Origin of the sequence: Kocuria carniphila (genome assembly GCF_004136555.1) — a bacterium.
In the GTDB taxonomy this organism is placed as follows: domain Bacteria; phylum Actinomycetota; class Actinomycetes; order Actinomycetales; family Micrococcaceae; genus Kocuria; species Kocuria carniphila.
This window is the reverse complement of record NZ_NOIT01000002.1, coordinates 20,337-35,775: the sequence shown is the minus strand read 5'-3', so window position 1 is coordinate 35,775 and position 15,439 is coordinate 20,337. Positions and strand designations below refer to the sequence as shown.

Below are 15,439 nucleotides of genomic sequence, written 5' to 3'. Positions count from 1 at the left end.
TGCAACGTCGGCATAAGTCTTACCGGCTTCGCGCCCCCGCGACGACACCGCGGCGAGCGCACTGCACGGATCCCGCGCCCGACGACGGGGGCGGGTGTTTCTCCAGATGCCGAACATTCAGGGCTCGGTCCCAGCCCGCCAATGCCTAGCGTTTGGCGTATGGAGACACGTACCGATTCCCAGCTCAGCCCATCCAACCCGCTCGACCCGTTCGACCCTTCCGACCCTTCCGACCCTTCCGACCCGGAGGATCACCCGCACGCAGCGTTCGCAGCCATCGGGTGCGCGGACGGGAAGTCACGATGCCCATGGGCCGTGGCGACCCCCGGCACCCTGATCGATCACGACCACGAATGGGCGGTGGCACCGCGCACCGCCACCGAGTACTTCCAGGCCTTGAGTATCGAGCTCTTCGATTCGGGCCTCGCCCGTTGGTCACAGTCCGGCAGGCACCCCTCGTGGTACCTGTACATGGCGGATCTCGAACCGGCCAAGGTTGCCCGGCTCGACGTCGACGATGTGGAGGACCTCCTGCTCAACCCGGAACTCATCCGCAACCGCGCCAAGATCGAGGCCGTGATCCACAACGCCCAGGTGTGCGAGGACTGGGTGATCGCAGACTGGGTGGAACTGTTGACCGAGGCGCAGGTGCCCCCGCCCACCGGTCCCCCGCTGCGCTCCCTCGATCTACCCGACAGCACGCCGGATTCCCGTAGGCTCTCCGGGTTGTTCCGGGAACGAGGGTTCAAACTCATTGGCCCGGTGACTGCCCATCGGTGGTTGCAACGCACCGCATTGGCACCCGGCCATGTCCAGGGCTGTTTCCGTGCCGAGCAGACAGGCCCGGTGCCGTGAGCCTAGTCGAGCAGCAGCGCCGGTTCCTCGAGGATTCTGGCGACATCCGCCATGAACCGGGCGGAGAGATCACCGTCCACCACGCGGTGGTCGAAGGAACCACCCAGGGTGGTGATCCAGCGCGGAATGACTTCCCCGTCCACGACCCACGGCTTCTGCTTGATGGTGCCGAAGGCCACGATGGCCACCTCGCCGGGGTTGATGATGGGCGTGCCCGTGTCGATGCCCAGCGCACCGATGTTCGTGATGGACAGCGTGCCGCCCTGCATGTCACCGGGTTGGGTCTTACCCTGGCGCGCCGTCTGCGCCAGCTCGTTCAACGCGATGGCCAGTTCCCGCAGGTTGAGGTCCTGCGCGTCCTTGATGTTGGGTACCAGCAGACCGCGCGGAGTGGCTGCCGCAATGCCCAGGTTCATATAGCGCTTGATGATGATCTCGGAATCGGTCCACGTGGCATTGACCTGGGGGTTGCGCGCGGCAGCCCAGATCACGGCCTTGGCCAGGATCAACAGCGGGGTGACCTTAACCCCCTCGAAGTGCGGGGACGTCTTGAGCCGCTTGATGAACTCCATGGTCCGTGAGGCGTCCACGTCCACGAAGATCGACACGTGCGGGGCGCTGAATGCCGAACGGACCATGTTCTGGGCCGTGACCTTGCGCACGCCCTTGACCGGGATGCGTTCGTCACGGGAACGAGCCGGTGCGTGGGTCGAGGTCCAGAACGTGTCCGGGCCGTCCTCCACCTCGCGCAGGTGGGCCGCGTAGGCCAACAGGTCACGCTTGGTGACCTGCCCACCTTCGCCGGTGGCGGTCACGTCCGCCAGATCGATACCCATTTCCTTGGCGGCCTTGCGCACCGGCGGTTTGGCCATGCTCGGGCGGCGCGGGATGGAGGCCTGGGCGGCGCCCTGCTGCTGGGGTGCGGTGTCGTCGAGAGAACGCAACCACGTCTCCCCGCGATCACGGAACTTTCCGGCCTTGTCCGCCAGGTCCTGGGCGGCGGTGCCAATACCCGACTTGGAGAACCGATCCGCCCAGCCGGCTGCCACGCGAGCCGCGCCGCCCTTGGCCGATTCCTGATCCTGTTGCGGAGCGGGCTTGCCCTGCTCGTTGAGCCCCTGGGGCTGTTCGGCGTCGATCCGCATGGCCGTGCGGGTGCGCTGGCGGCGTCGTACGGGATCCGCCTTGGGACCGGCGCCCACAAGAGCCTGGCCGGACTCGCTCGAGTCCATGCTGCGCCCGGACCCGGACGTGGACTCTTCCCGGGGCCCGAGGTGTTCGGCCGTGGGTTCCCCCTCCACGCCATCCTTGGGCGCAGAGCCCGTGTACCCGGGATCCGGTGTGCCTGACGGCGCGGACTCGGAATCGCCCACGGTGATGATGGGCGTTCCGACCTCGACCGTGGTGCCTTCGGTCACCATGATGCTGAGCACGGTTCCCGCGAAGGGGGACGGGAGCTCCACCACGGACTTGGCGGTCTCGATTTCGCAGATCACCTGGTTGACCGTGACGGTCTGCCCCTCGGCCACCTTCCAGGACAGGATCTCGGCTTCGGTCAGGCCCTCGCCCACATCGGGCAACGTGAAAACCTGGGACATGAGTTCTACCTCCTGCGATACCGCCCGCGAGGAGCGATTCGTGACTTAGGAATAATTAGTAGGCGAAGGATCGGTCGAGTGCTTCCAACACGCGATCCAGGTCCGGAACGTAATGCTCTTCAACGGCAGCCGGCGGGTAGGGCATGTGGAAGGCACCTACGCGCAGCACGGGGGCTTCCAATGAGTAGAACGCTCGCTCGGTCACGCGCGCGGCGATCTCCCCGCCCAGTCCACCGAATGTGGGGGCCTCGTGGGCGATGATCAGGCGACCGGTCTTCCGCACGGATGCCGTGACGGTATCGAAGTCGATGGGAGACAGGCTGCGCAGGTCGATGACCTCCACGCTACGGCCGTCTTCCCGTGCGGCCTCAGCGGCCGCGAGCGCCACGGGGACCAGCGGGCCCCACGCGACGATGGTGGCCTCTTGCCCCTCACGCACCACCGCGGCGCTGAACGGATCGCCAGTGGGCTGATTCTCGTCCACGTCGCCCTTGAGCCAGTAGCGGCGCTTGGGTTCAAAGATGATGACCGGGTCATTGCACTCGATGGCCTGCTGTGACATCCAGTAGGCGTCCTGCGCGTTGGAAGGCGCCAGGATACGCAGACCCGCTGTGTGGGCGAACAGTGCTTCGGGTGACTCCGAGTGGTGCTCCACCGAACCGATCACACCGCCGTAGGGGATGCGGATGGTCACGGGCACGGTCAGGTTGCCGTCTGAGCGGGCATGGATCTTGGCCAGCTGGGTGGTGATTTGGTTGAAGGCGGGGAACGTGAACCCGTCGAACTGGATCTCGCACACGGGCCGATAACCGCGTTCGGCCAGCCCGATGGCGGTTCCAACGATGCCCGCCTCACCCAGGGGTGTGTCCAGTACCCGGTGGGCGCCGTAGCGGTCCTTGAGGCCCTCGGTGACGCGGTAAACGCCGCCCAGGGAACCGATGTCCTCGCCCATGAGCATGACCTTGGGGTTTTCCTCCATGGCCCGGGACAACCCCGCGTTGATCGCTTTGGCAATGGTCAGCTGCTTCACGCGTGAGCTCCTTCCGAGCCGGAGTCATCCTGGTCGTCCTGCGGAGCGAAGCCTGCCTGGTAATCCAGGCACTCGGCGCGTTCCGCGTCAATCAGCGAGTGCGGGTCCGCGTAGGCCTTGTCGAAGAATTCGTCAAAGGTGGGCGGCACCATGGCCAGCACGTCCGCGCGCAACTCGTCCGCCATTTCACGACCCTCGTTGGTCACCGAATCGAAGAACTCATCACCCACGTGGTGGGTTTCGCGCAGGAACATCTCCAGCCGCTCGAGCGGGTCCAGTGTGCCCCACTGTTCTTCCTCGTCGCGCTGACGGTACTTGGTGGGGTCGTCCGCGGTGGTATGAGCGCCCATGCGATAGGTCTCGGCCTCGATCATCACGGGACCTTCCCCGCGGCGGATCTTGTCGAGTGCGTAGCGCGTGGCGGCCAGCACGGCCAGGATGTCGTTGCCGTCCACACGCAGACCCTCGAAACCGTAACCGGCGGCGCGGGTGGCCAGCGGCACGCGGGACTGCGTGGAGAACGGCACCGAGATGGCCCACTGGTTGTTCTGCACGAAGAACAGCACGGGGGCGTCGTAGGACGCTGCAAAAACCATGGATTCGTGGATCTCACCCTCGGTGCTCGCACCGTCTCCGTAGTAGGCAACCACGGCCTCCGGTGTCTCACTCACCTGCTCGCCCGCGTCCTCGGCGGCCTTGCGGTCCAGGGCTGTGCCCATGGCGTAACCCACCGCGTGCGGCACCTGAGAAGCCAGCACCATGGTGTAGAGATTCACGTGATGTTCGTTGGGGTCCCAGCCGCCGGCGGTGTGACCGCGGAACAGCTGCAGCAACTCACCGGGCTTCACACCGCGGTGGAAGACCACGGCGTGCTCGCGGTAGGACGGGTAGATGCGGTCGGTGGGTTCGGTGGCCCACGCGGATCCGACCTGCGCCGCTTCCTGACCGCGCAGCGGCACCCACAGCACCAGTTGGCCCTGACGCTGCAATGAGGTGGCTTCCTCGTCCACACGCCGTGCCAGTGCCATGGAGCGGTACAGGCCCTTGAGTTCCACCGTGTCGACGTCTTCGACGAACGGGGAAAAGGTGGGGTCCTCGTGGACCGTGCCTTGCTCGTCGAGCAACTGGAGCCTGGGCACGGCGCTCTCGACCGTCCCGGGGTGCATCTTTGCTGCCATGGTTGGGTTGTCCTTCCGAGTGGCCTAGTTGGTGCTGCTCATGGGCATGGTGCTGGGGTACGGGAACTGCGCGCACAGCTCGAGCAATCGAGTGTTGGCCTCCGCTTCTCCGAAACTCACACGCACACCCTCGGATCCGAAGCGCCGGACCGACAACGCGTGCGCATCGCACAGTTCGCTGAAGGCCTGACTGTGTTCGCCCAGCGGCAGCCACACGAAGTTGGCCTGGGTTTCCGGGTGCTGCCACCCGAGTTCCGCCAGACCTGCCAGGACACGCTCGCGCTCGTCGACCACCTGCTGGACGCGTTCGTCGACCTGGTCAATGTTTTCAATGGACGCCACCGCGGCCAATTGGGCCACCTGGGTGACGCTGAAGGCCGGGGTGGCTTGCCGTAAGTACTGGGTCACGTGTGGTTGGGACACTGTGTACCCCACGCGCAACCCGGCCAGTCCGTGCGCCTTGGACAGGGTACGCAGCGCCACCACGTTGGGGTACTCCCGGTAGAAGTCGATACCGTTGACCAGGCCCTCGGCACGCTGGAACTCCCAGTAGGCCTCGTCGATGACCACCAGCACGCGTGAGGGGACTCGCTTCAAGAACTCGTGCACGTCCGCCGCACGCAGGCTGGGTCCGGTGGGGTTGTTGGGTGTGCACAGCAGGATCACCCGGGTGCGATCGGTGACCGCGTCAGCCATGGCCTCAAGGTCGTGGGAACCGTCCGGGCGGTTGGGGATCTGGACGCTCAACGCTCCGGCCAGTCCCACCGAGATCGGGTAGGCCTCGAAGGAACGCCACGCGTAGATGACCTCGTCCGGCTGGCCGTCCTGGCCGGTTCCCGCGAACGCCGCCAGCAGTTGGTTCAGCGCGCCCAAGCTACCCGCGCCGGCCACGATGTCTGCAGCGGGGACCGACAGGTAGCCCGCGAGCGCTTCACACAGCACGGTGGCCGCGGGATCCGGGTAGCGGTTGAACAGGTCGAAATCGTACAGGGCCTGGCGCACCGCCGGTACCGGCCCGTAAGGGTTCTCGTTGGACGCCAACTTGTAGGCCACCAGTCCGGGAATCTCGGTAGCGGGCTTTCCGGCGGCGTACGCGGGAAGCTGAGCCAGCGCGGTTCGGGGGATGATCCGCTCCGCGTTCTGCTCGGTGCCTGAAGAATCGGCTGACGGCGTGGCGTTACTCATAGGCCCAATGCTAACTCTCGCTACCGATCCTCCGGGTTGTGGACAATGTGTTCTTCCGTGGCTTCGTATATGTAGGTTTCGGTGTTCGCGTCAGTTCCCGCAGGAATTGCGGCACGCAATGCCTGTTCGTGTTTCGTCACCGCAGCGTGCCCCGAGTTGCTGATCCCCTGGGCTCCCAGTGTGTACGCGTACATGTCGTGAGCACCCACTCCGCTGAGACTTCCCACGGTCGAATACTGGCCGTTGTACTGCGTGTCCACGCGGACCGTCGAGCGGTTCTCGCCGTCCGGATTCCCGACCCCGTCCAACGGCGGCACCATGTCGTCCGAGTGTTCAACGGCCATGACCGAGGTGTCCTGGGAGAACTCGAAGCCACCCACGGGTGCTCCGAAAGTCGTCAGAGCGGCCACCGAGTACCGCTCCTGGAAGGCCCTGTTCGAGGCCAGCCCCGCGGCATCGATACCGCCCAGGCTGTGACCGGTGAGCACCACGGAATCCCCCGGCCGGATCCCCGCATCCTTCAGCGCTTCGAGAACCGCGCGCTGTGCGGGAGGTAGTTCGTCCAGCGAATCGTGCGGTTGCACCTTCATGCCCTCGACGATGCCGGCGATGTCATGAACCCCCTGGCCGTCGTGCCACACCTCCGTGCCTGTGAGCACCACGGAGAACGCGGCCCGTCCCGAACTATCGGTGGACTTTTGGACCATGACCGTACTGTTCTCCCGATCCTCAACGATGTTCTTGGCGTCCTTGAGTGCCCCGGCCGTCCCCGCCACCGTCACGGGCACCGCACCGTCGAATTCGACGCCCGCGGGCAGTGGTCGCTTGGCCAACCCGGCCATCCCGTGGTCGGAGGCGTTGCGCGGCGTAATACCGGTCATCGTTTCCTTGGCCTTCGGACGCACTGCATGACCGCGTACGAGCGGGTACAGCAGCCGTTCGGCCGGAGAGAGACTTCGACCGGTGGAATAGGCGGTGAGCCATTCGAATCCTGACCTGCCGCTGAGTCCGTTGACGGCGGCGCGCACCACAGGCCAGGACGCACCCAACTCAGCCTGCACGGCCGCCTCCTCGGGACCCACGTGCGCCTCGGTCTCGCCGACTCCCGTCAGCAGCCCGTCCGCCCACACTCGCGCGTACTGCCCCAGTGTGAACTCATCGCCCGGTTGGCCTCCGAGGTCCCGGTGGGCCCGCGAATGACGCAGCACCACCGATGGCAACGGGGTACGGAGGCTCGAGTCGAGCACGTCATCCAGGCCCACACCACGGATCACCGCGTTGGTGCCTTCCGGTCCGCCGCCGGCCACCACGACCCCAAAGGAGGTGACCCGCACCCTGGTGGCGAATTCGGCGGGAGTACTAATGTCCGCGCGTTGCACCGCGTCGGTGAATTCGTCCAGTGTCGTGCGGAGACCGCTCATGGAAGACCCCGTGAGGTTCCATCCCGGCATGGTCAGGATGCCCGGCCCGAACAACGACCCCACGCTGGCTTCCACCATTTCGTAGTGCTGTTGCGCGCTCGCCAGGTGCAGCTGCGTCAGCGTCATACGCGCCTGAGCTGCCGCGAGCGCGGCCTTCGTCAACGCCGACGACGCCGCCGCGGCCACGAGCAGCGGATGTCCCGTCATGCTCCACGCCGCGACCTCCACATCTGTAGCAGTGGTTCCCAGGAGCACGTCACCGGCGCGTTCGTTCACTCTGGAGAGGACTCCGGCCGCTACCGAGATGGCTTCGGTGCTGACCTCCAGGCCGCCCGGGGCGGTGCCGCCACTCACCCGCATGGATTCGGTGGCGGACGTGATGGCCGCTCGAGTGTCGATCGGAACGTTGGGGTGGTCCAGGAGTAGCCGGCCACCGGAGTCCGTGCCGAACAACGTCGCGTGCACATCTTCAGCGCGACCCGTGATCACACGTTCCGTGTCGATACTCATCGCTGCAGTCCCGCGGGACCGTGTTGTGGAATCGATTGTTCCGCCTGGGCCAGCACCCCCAACACCGAGGCACCAAGGGTGCCCAGGTCCAGGAACTGTTCAACTGCTCCGATCTGAGCCGAAAGCCCCGCGGCACCCGCGCGCAATTCGGCTGCAACAGTGCGGTACCCGTGGGCGGCGCTCTGAACCTCCGCGGTCAGCTCCTCCAGCCGTGTCCGGTAGGCCAGTCCCGCCTGCCCTTTCCATTCCGCAGCCTCTGCCGCACGGAGTTGTGCCGTCAGCGCCAGCAGCTCATCCGCCGTGCGATCGTAGGAGCCGGCCAGCATGACAATGCGCTCGTACAGGAGACCTGCCATTCCCGCCGGCGACGGCCCCGATGGCTCGGTGGGTCCGGACCCGGAGGATCCCGGACCGCTCGGTGCAATCGATGACGACATGCCAACTTCCTTCCAGGCGCGGATTCCGCAGAGAACTTCACGCTAGAACCCGCCCCGTGACATGACCGGTCGAGCAGGCCGGATTGTGGATGCGCAGCCGATGCCCCACGTACCCGCCCGCCCGTGGAGAACGGGCGCCGCGGCGTCGTCGTCGATGGACACCGAGCCGGCGCGCTCGCGGAGGCGTGGAAGAATGAAGATCATGTCGAAGACTCCGCACACTCTCCCCTCCGGACGCGTGGCCCTGAGCCAGCAGACCCCTCCCATCGCGTTGGGACCCTTGGACGGTCGTTACCGACCCCAGGCCGGCATCCTGGTCGACTACCTCTCGGAAGCCTCGCTCAACCGCGAGCGCGTGCACGTGGAGGTCGAATGGTTCATTCACCTGTGTGAGCAACGGGCGCTGCCTGGTCTGGAGCCCCTGAGTCAGGAGCAGAAGGACGGCCTGCGGGCCATCGTCACCGACTTCGATGTGCAGTCCGTGGCGGAGCTGGCCGAGATCGAGGCCGTGACCGTTCACGACGTGAAGGCCGTGGAGTACTACATCGGGCGTCGCCTGCCGGAGTTGGGTTTGGAGCACCTCAAGGCGCTGGTGCACTTCGCGTGCACCTCCGAGGACATCAACAATCTCTCCTACGCATTGAGCGTCAAGGACGCCGTGGAAGATGCTTGGCTGCCCGCCGCCCGCAAGCTCGTGTCCGCGATCAGCGACATGGCGCAGGACGCCAAGGCGACGCCCATGCTGTCCCGCACGCACGGCCAGCCGGCGACCCCCACCACGCTCGGTAAGGAACTCGCGGTCTTCGCACACCGCCTGAACCGGCAACTGAACCGCATTGCCCAGACCGAATATCTGGGCAAGATCAACGGCGCCACCGGCACATTCGCCGCCCACGTGGCTGCCGCCCCGGACACCGACTGGCCGGCCATTTCCCAGTCCTTCGTGGAGGGTCTGGGGTTGGACTGGAACCCGCTGACCACTCAGATCGAATCCCACGACTGGCAGGCCGAGCTCTACTCGGACATCGCGCGCTTCAACCGGATCCTGCACAACTTATGCACGGACGTGTGGTCATACATTTCCATCGGATACTTCCAGCAGATCCCTGTCGAGGGTGCCACCGGCTCCTCCACCATGCCGCACAAGGTCAACCCCATCCGTTTCGAGAACGCCGAGGCCAACGCGGAGATCTCCTGCTCGTTGCTGGACACCCTGGGTGCCACCCTGGTGACCTCTCGCTGGCAGCGTGACCTCACGGACTCCTCGTCACAGCGCAACATCGGGGTGGCCTTCGGTCACTCGATGCTCGCCATCTCCAATGTGATCAAGGGTCTGGAGCGCTTGGACGTGGCCGAGAACCTGCTGGCCGAGGACCTCGACCAGAACTGGGAGGTACTCGGCGAGGCCGTCCAGACCGCCATGCGTGCCGAGGCCATCGCAGGACGCGAGGGAATGGACAACCCCTACGAGCGCCTCAAGGACCTGACTCGCGGCCACCGCGTGGACGGCGAGCGCATGCGCGAGTTCATCGGCGAGCTGGGTTTGTCGGAGGCTGCGGAGCAGCGGCTCAAGGGCCTGACCCCCGGCCAGTACACCGGTTTGGCCGAGCAGCTCGTGGATCGCTACGCGAAGTGAAATATAGGGTGCGACACGGACGTCAATGACCGTGCGCTGCGTCACAGTCCACACCGATTCCTATAGTGAACATGAAGTCACCCCCCTGAGAAAGAGACTGTCATGTCACAGATCCCCCCGAATCAACCGGGGCCGCACAATGGCCAGTACGATTCGCAAACCCAGCAGTTCCACCACAACGGGAATGGCCAGGCACCGCCGCGGAAAACGGGCAAGAAGAAATGGGCCCTAGGGTGTTTGGGCCTACTTGTACTTGTCATCCTTTTGTTTGCTGGATGTGCGGCTCTTTTCGGTGGCGGTAATGACGATGCCGCGCCAGTCAGCAACGAGACGTCCAGTGCCACTGCGACCGAGAATCCGGTCGAAACTCCTTCCGCCACCTCGGAAGCTGCCACGGAGAGTAATACGGAGAGTGTTACCGAGGCTCCTGGCCCAGCGGTGGCGGAAGAGGCCCCCAGCGAAGAACCGGCTGAACCGACCGAAGCACCGCAGCCCACGCCCGAGGAAAGCGCTGTCGCCAGCGATCAGCCCCTCGGGGACACAGGCGCGGATTCCGCCGAGACCGAGCAGGATGAAGATTCTGGATCAACGCCGTTGTCTCAGCAGAATGCCGTGGACAAGGCAGAGAGTTACCTGCAGTACTCGGCCTTTTCGCGAACTGGTCTGATCGAACAGCTGGAGTTCGAGGGGTTCTCACCCGAGGACGCAACTCTTGCGGTTGACTCTCTTGATGTCGACTACGGTGAGCAAGCCAAGAAAAAGGCTGAAGATTACATCGATTATTCGGCGTTTTCTCGCAGCGGCCTGATCGAGCAACTGGAGTTCGAGGATTTCTCGCCCGAAGATTCGGCCGCTGCGGTCGACAGTTTGAGCATCGACTACAACGAGCAAGCCGCGAAGAAGGCCCAGGAATACCTCGATTCCTCGTCCTTTTCCCGGAGCGGACTGATCGATCAACTGGTCTTCGAAGGTTTCACGCAGGAACAGGCAACGTACGGAGCGGGACAGACGGGGCTCTGATCAACGGGTGCCCTGGGCAGTTCTTGGACGGGCATCCAGAGCAAGAACGTGTGATCCTCGGCTAGCTCCACGCAGTGCGGGATCATGATCGGCCGGAGGGCTACGCGTACAAGGGATTCCCAGCAACGCGTGGCCCTCGGCTTTTCGCCCGCACGGGCGCATGCCGACCACTGGCCGCAGTCGGCTCCATGGCTGGGTGGCACGACGCGGCAGTGGACTCCGTGGTGGCCGTCCCATCCGTGGCTTCCCCCACCCAGCGCAGCACGTCAGCAGGGACGTTGGTCGTGATCTGCTGCACCCCGATGGCAAGGCACAGGTGCGTGTCCACGAACGAGTCGACCGTCCACACCCGCAGCACGGAGCCGTTGGCCCGCCAGTTGATCACCTCGTGTAGGTGGTCACGCACGAACTGGATCCCAGGCCCGGCCAGCTCCACCTCACCGTGAGCGATGATCGGCACCGCCGGGGGCACCACGAGGCGCATCCCGGCGCGATAGACCATGGCCGCCGCGGGACCGACCCGCATGCTGTGGCGCACCGTGCTCACGGTGGTGTCCGCGACCAACTGGCACACGTGCCGCGGTGAGACGGACTGCAGAAGGTAGCGAACGCCGTCGGGGTGGAAGCTCATGATCGACACCTTGATGTTGCCCAGCCACCCCGTTTCCGGATCCCAGCCACGGCGCATGAGCAGCACCAGGACGGCCTCTTCCAAGCCGTGCCCGAACGGGCTGGGGTGTTTGGTTTCGACCGCCAGGCCAATGGATCGCCCCGCGGCCTCCAAAAGGTCCAGCAACTCGTCCAGGGTCAGCAACTGCTCGTCCGCAGAGCCGTGGGACGAAGGGATCGGCACACCCTTCCATGACGTGAAGTCCAAGGCCCGCAGCTGAGCCAGCGTGTGCTGCGAGACGGGGCCGTTGCCGTTGGAGGTGCGGCCCAATTGAGCGTCGTGGTGCAGGACCAGGTGCCCGTCGCGGGTGAGCTGCACATCGCATTCCACCCCGTCCGCGCCGTCGAGCAACGCCTGCACGTAGGCGGCACGGGTGAGTTCGGAAAACGCCTCTGATGAGCCGCGGTGCGCGAAGATCAAGGGTCGCTCGGGGAGGCGATGGGTGGTTCGTGAACGCTCGGACAGCGTGTCAGTGGAGGATTGTCCGGGGGAGCCACTTGGGGTGAACACGCGGCCACCGTAACGCGCAGGCCTAAAGCCGCTCTGAGCCGCTGACGAAATGCGTGTGACGGGAACATGAACGCCCCGGGGGCCCATCCATGGATGGGCCCCCGGGGCGTGTTGCGCGATCAGTGGATCGAACTACTTCTTCTCGATCGACTCCGGCTCCTTGACCTTGGTGCCGTCCTTGAAGGACTCGGCACGGTCATCGAGGGCAGCGGGGAACTCCGTGGGAAATTCGCCAAATGCTTCCTCGGCGGACTTGATCACCTGGCGGGACATGGCCAAGTTGGCGCCGCCACCCACCACGGCACCGATACCGAACGGCAGGGCACGGCCCATCACTGCGCCGGTCTGCTTGGCCAGGAAACGCTTGACGAACATGTTGCGAATGGTGCGACCGGCATCGAACTTCTTGTCGCTGTCACCCTTACCGAGCATGAGCCCCCACTTGTTGGTGAGACCCTTGGAGCGGCTGGAGTTGGCCAGGATCTGGCTCATCAGCTGGTTGCCGTCCTCGCCGAGCATCAAAGCCATGACCATCGTGCGGTTCTGCTCCTCGTTGTCCGGGAACACACCGTGCAACTCCGCCATGGCCTGCGCGTACAACGCGGTGGCCTCGAGGTAGCCGACCACGGCGACCGAGGACAGCCCCAGGGAAGCGATGGTGCCGATACCGGGGACCATCGCGGTTGCGCCCACGGCCCCGCCGCCCAGGGTCACGGTGCGCTGGTACGTCTTGGTCAGGCGCTTGGCGATCTGCTCCGGAGACTCGTTGGGGTGCTGCTCGCGCTCACGCTGCAGCGCCTTGATGACCATGGGGCGCTGCGCGCGCAGCACATGGTTCAAGAATTTATTGACGCCCGGCTTGGGCTTGCCGTCCTCGTCAAAGGCCTTATTCAGCGGGTTCATGTCCATAGCGGTGCACTCCTCAAGGCTTACTCATGGGTTGGGGCGGGTCTCGCCGATCATTCGGGTCAACTATTCCACAGCCCGCTGATCACCGCGCGGGCTGTTCGCTATCCGACGACGCCGCTCGCCACCGTTCCCCGCCACGGCTCACCCACCGGGCGGCCGCCTAAGCACTCACGAATTCACGCCACGCGTGCAGTTTGCGCAGCAGGTCCGTTTTCTTGATCACGTGCCCGGACATCCGCCCCAGGATCGAGGACAGCGCCTCAATCGTTTCAATGATGAACGGGCCTTTGTTGAGCATCACGCACTCGGCGCGTTGACCCTCTGCGGCGTCCGTGACCTCCGCGCGGGAGGGGATACCCTTCTTGGCCAGACTTTCGAGCACCTGCGTGGCCCAGATGACCGGAACGTGGGCGGCCTCGCACAGCCACAGGATCTCCTGTTGCACCTCCGCGAGTCGTTCGAAACCGGTTTCCACCGCCAGGTCGCCGCGGGCAATCATGACGCCGGCGTCCTTCCAACGCATGACTTCCAGCAGCATCTGCGGGAGTTGTTCGAAGCCGCCCACCGTCTCGATCTTGAGGGTTACGTCCACCTCGGTGACGTCCAAGCGAGTGAGTTCGTCCAGGAGGTCCGTGACGTCCGTGCGGCTGCGCACGAACGACATGTTCACGATGTCCGCGTTCCGGGCCACGAATTTCAGGTCCCGACGGTCCTGCTCCGTGAGCGAGCGGATCCGGAGATCGGTGTCCGGGAAGTTGATGCCCTTTTCTGCCTTGAGGTTGGACCCGTTGGGCCCGGTGTGCAGGACTTCGATGTCCATGCTGTCCGGGGTCACGGTCCGCACCACGCCGCCGATCTTGCCATCGTCCAGCCAGACCCGGTCTCCCGGTGCGGCGTCCTGGAACGCCTCGGGAAGGGTGCAGCCAATGGTGAACGGCGACTGCGTCACCGCGGGTACCGGTTCCAGGCTGCGCACCAGGCGCAGAGTGTCCCCGATGTTCAGCCGCAGCGCCTGTTCGGTCTCCGGCAGCTCGCCCAAGGTGGCCTCGTCACCGTTGCCGGCCTTGAGCACCAGATCCGTCGCGAAGTACACGGTCTTGGCGAACTCCATCAGCACGCCGCCGTCCTCAACTGCCATTACACGTAGCGAACGGCCCGAGTCGCGAGCGTCCCGCAATCGGATCCGCTCCCCCACCGTGCGTTCCGAGAGCCAGGTTGCGGGGCTCACGGGGACGGACGGGATCAGGTCGTCGTGGGGTGAGGTGCCCAGCCAGAGCCTGGCCCGTTCGGTCACATGGCCCGTGGCGTCGCGCTCGGGTTTGATCTTCTCGACCCGCGGACCCGGCTCGATCGGTCCGGTGCGCACCTTGGGCCCGCCCAGATCCATCGAGACACGCAGGTCCTTGCCCAAGTCCGACGCCGCCGTGCGCACGTGATCGATCATGCGCGCCCATTCCTCGGGGCCGTCGTGGGCGCAGTTCACGCGCGCCACGTTCATCCCGGCGGCCACCATGTCCCGCACCAGGGCGGCGTCGGCGGCTGCCTCGGAAGGCAACGTGACCATGATGCGGGTTTCGCGGTCCTCGGGACTACGGCCCAGCAACTGCACCGCATTGCGCTCCAGGATGTCCTGACCGCTGCCGTGACCTTCCCCGGGCTCGATACCCACGTCCAGCATGTCCAGATTGGGTTCGGGGCGCTCGGCAACGGCCGCCAGGCTCAACAGCACGGCCTTGAGATGGTCCTCCACACCGGCCTCCATGCGGCCCAGAGAGGAAAGCCCCAGATCCGAAAGATCCGACTGCAACTGCCGCACGTCCTGGCTACGCACCGCCGCGTAATCGACCAGATTGACCGCGGACCACCGGTGGCGGGGCAGAACCCGATTGATGCGATCCAGCTGAGCCGACCGCGCGGCCCTGACCACCCGGAACAGTTCCTCCACGGTGTCCATGGCTTGCGACGCCAACTCTCGGCGCTGCTGGAACACGTGGTCTGGCACTTGGCTCATGATCGTTTCAACCCCCTGGTCCGATGGTGTTCAATCACCGTAGTAACAACAGATTTACGCGAGGTGAACAGGGTTCAGTTCAGTTCCGGGTGAACTCGCTGAAACGTCCGGTGACGGGACCGTAGTGTGCATCGACGGTCATCACGACCCCCGGGGTGTCACTCGAGTTCAGCGACTTGAGCAACTCCTGCAGGGCCCAGCGCGGGCCTTCGACCTCGATGGTCACGGTGCCGTCAGAGTTGTTGGTCGCGTGCCCCACCAGACCCAACTTCTCGGCGTGCCGCCAGGCCCAGTAGCGGAACCCCACGCCTTGCACGGTGCCGTGGATTACGGCAGTCATGGCCAAGGATTCGTTCAGGTCGAGTTCTTCGCGTTCGCGGTCATCCGAGGGGCGCGGGTGCAGTGATGGCATCTCCATAACCCCAGATTAGGAGATACTTCTGAAAGAACACATTGCTGCGTGTTCTGC

13 protein-coding genes are annotated in these 15,439 nt (G+C 65.1%); 3 read left to right on the top strand and 10 right to left on the bottom strand.

Translation table 11 applies throughout. From position 1 onward, the window contains the following. The first annotated feature begins 159 nt into the window (after window positions 1-159). Complete coding sequence (locus tag EWV37_RS01575) at window positions 160-855, top strand: DNA-3-methyladenine glycosylase I (protein ID WP_129699537.1); 696 nt, start codon at window positions 160-162, stop codon at window positions 853-855. Between the two features lie 2 nt (window positions 856-857). On the opposite strand, the gene EWV37_RS01570 is transcribed toward EWV37_RS01575, so the two are convergent. Genes EWV37_RS01570 through EWV37_RS01545 form a run of 6 tightly spaced genes read right to left on the bottom strand, consistent with a single transcriptional unit; the run spans window position 858 to window position 8,214 of the window. After that, window positions 858-2,453, bottom strand: a complete 1,596-nt coding sequence (locus EWV37_RS01570; protein WP_129699536.1) for a dihydrolipoamide acetyltransferase family protein — start codon at window positions 2,451-2,453, stop codon at window positions 858-860. A gap of 55 nt (window positions 2,454-2,508) precedes the next feature. After that, window positions 2,509-3,483, bottom strand: coding sequence for an alpha-ketoacid dehydrogenase subunit beta (locus EWV37_RS01565; protein WP_129699535.1), 975 nt, complete (start codon window positions 3,481-3,483; stop codon window positions 2,509-2,511). Continuing rightward, complete coding sequence (locus tag EWV37_RS01560; RefSeq protein ID WP_238662996.1) at window positions 3,480-4,661, bottom strand: thiamine pyrophosphate-dependent enzyme; 1,182 nt, start codon at window positions 4,659-4,661, stop codon at window positions 3,480-3,482. The genes EWV37_RS01565 and EWV37_RS01560 overlap by 4 nt, the downstream gene beginning before the upstream one ends. Before the next feature lie 24 nt (window positions 4,662-4,685). After that, complete coding sequence (locus EWV37_RS01555; protein ID WP_129699534.1) at window positions 4,686-5,846, bottom strand: histidinol-phosphate transaminase; 1,161 nt, start codon at window positions 5,844-5,846, stop codon at window positions 4,686-4,688. 20 nt (window positions 5,847-5,866) lie between these two features. Beyond that, window positions 5,867-7,777 carry a lipase family protein gene (locus EWV37_RS01550; protein ID WP_129699533.1) on the bottom strand — a complete coding sequence of 637 codons (1,911 nt, stop codon included), beginning with the start codon at window positions 7,775-7,777 and terminating at the stop codon, window positions 5,867-5,869. Then, window positions 7,774-8,214, bottom strand: coding sequence for a hypothetical protein (locus EWV37_RS01545; protein WP_095796289.1), 441 nt, complete (start codon window positions 8,212-8,214; stop codon window positions 7,774-7,776). The genes EWV37_RS01550 and EWV37_RS01545 overlap by 4 nt, the downstream gene beginning before the upstream one ends. A gap of 202 nt (window positions 8,215-8,416) precedes the next feature. Here EWV37_RS01545 and purB point away from each other — a divergent pair, with 202 nt between their 5' ends. Next, the gene (gene purB / locus EWV37_RS01540) at window positions 8,417-9,850 is read left to right on the top strand and encodes an adenylosuccinate lyase (RefSeq protein ID WP_193554288.1); all 1,434 of its coding nucleotides are present in this window, start codon (window positions 8,417-8,419) and stop codon (window positions 9,848-9,850) included. A 102-nt stretch (window positions 9,851-9,952) separates the two neighbouring features. After that, window positions 9,953-10,870, top strand: coding sequence for an Ltp family lipoprotein (locus tag EWV37_RS01535; RefSeq protein WP_129699531.1), 918 nt, complete (start codon window positions 9,953-9,955; stop codon window positions 10,868-10,870). A gap of 100 nt (window positions 10,871-10,970) precedes the next feature. On the opposite strand, the gene EWV37_RS01530 is transcribed toward EWV37_RS01535, so the two are convergent. The 4 genes from EWV37_RS01530 to EWV37_RS01515 form a co-directional block, all read right to left on the bottom strand. Next, a complete protein-coding gene (locus EWV37_RS01530; RefSeq protein ID WP_380098559.1) occupies window positions 10,971-12,005 on the bottom strand; it encodes a glycerophosphodiester phosphodiesterase in 1,035 nt (344 codons plus the stop codon). A gap of 177 nt (window positions 12,006-12,182) precedes the next feature. After that, a complete protein-coding gene (locus EWV37_RS01525) occupies window positions 12,183-12,959 on the bottom strand; it encodes a di- and tripeptidase (protein ID WP_095796285.1) in 777 nt (258 codons plus the stop codon). A 160-nt stretch (window positions 12,960-13,119) separates the two neighbouring features. Continuing rightward, window positions 13,120-14,970 (bottom strand): pyruvate kinase, encoded by a 1,851-nt coding sequence (locus EWV37_RS01520; RefSeq protein WP_129699529.1) that lies wholly within the window; start codon window positions 14,968-14,970, stop codon window positions 13,120-13,122. Window positions 14,971-15,049: 79 nt separating this feature from the next. Further along, window positions 15,050-15,388 carry an acylphosphatase gene (locus tag EWV37_RS01515; RefSeq protein ID WP_095796283.1) on the bottom strand — a complete coding sequence of 113 codons (339 nt, stop codon included), beginning with the start codon at window positions 15,386-15,388 and terminating at the stop codon, window positions 15,050-15,052. Window positions 15,389-15,439: the final 51 nt, after the last annotated feature.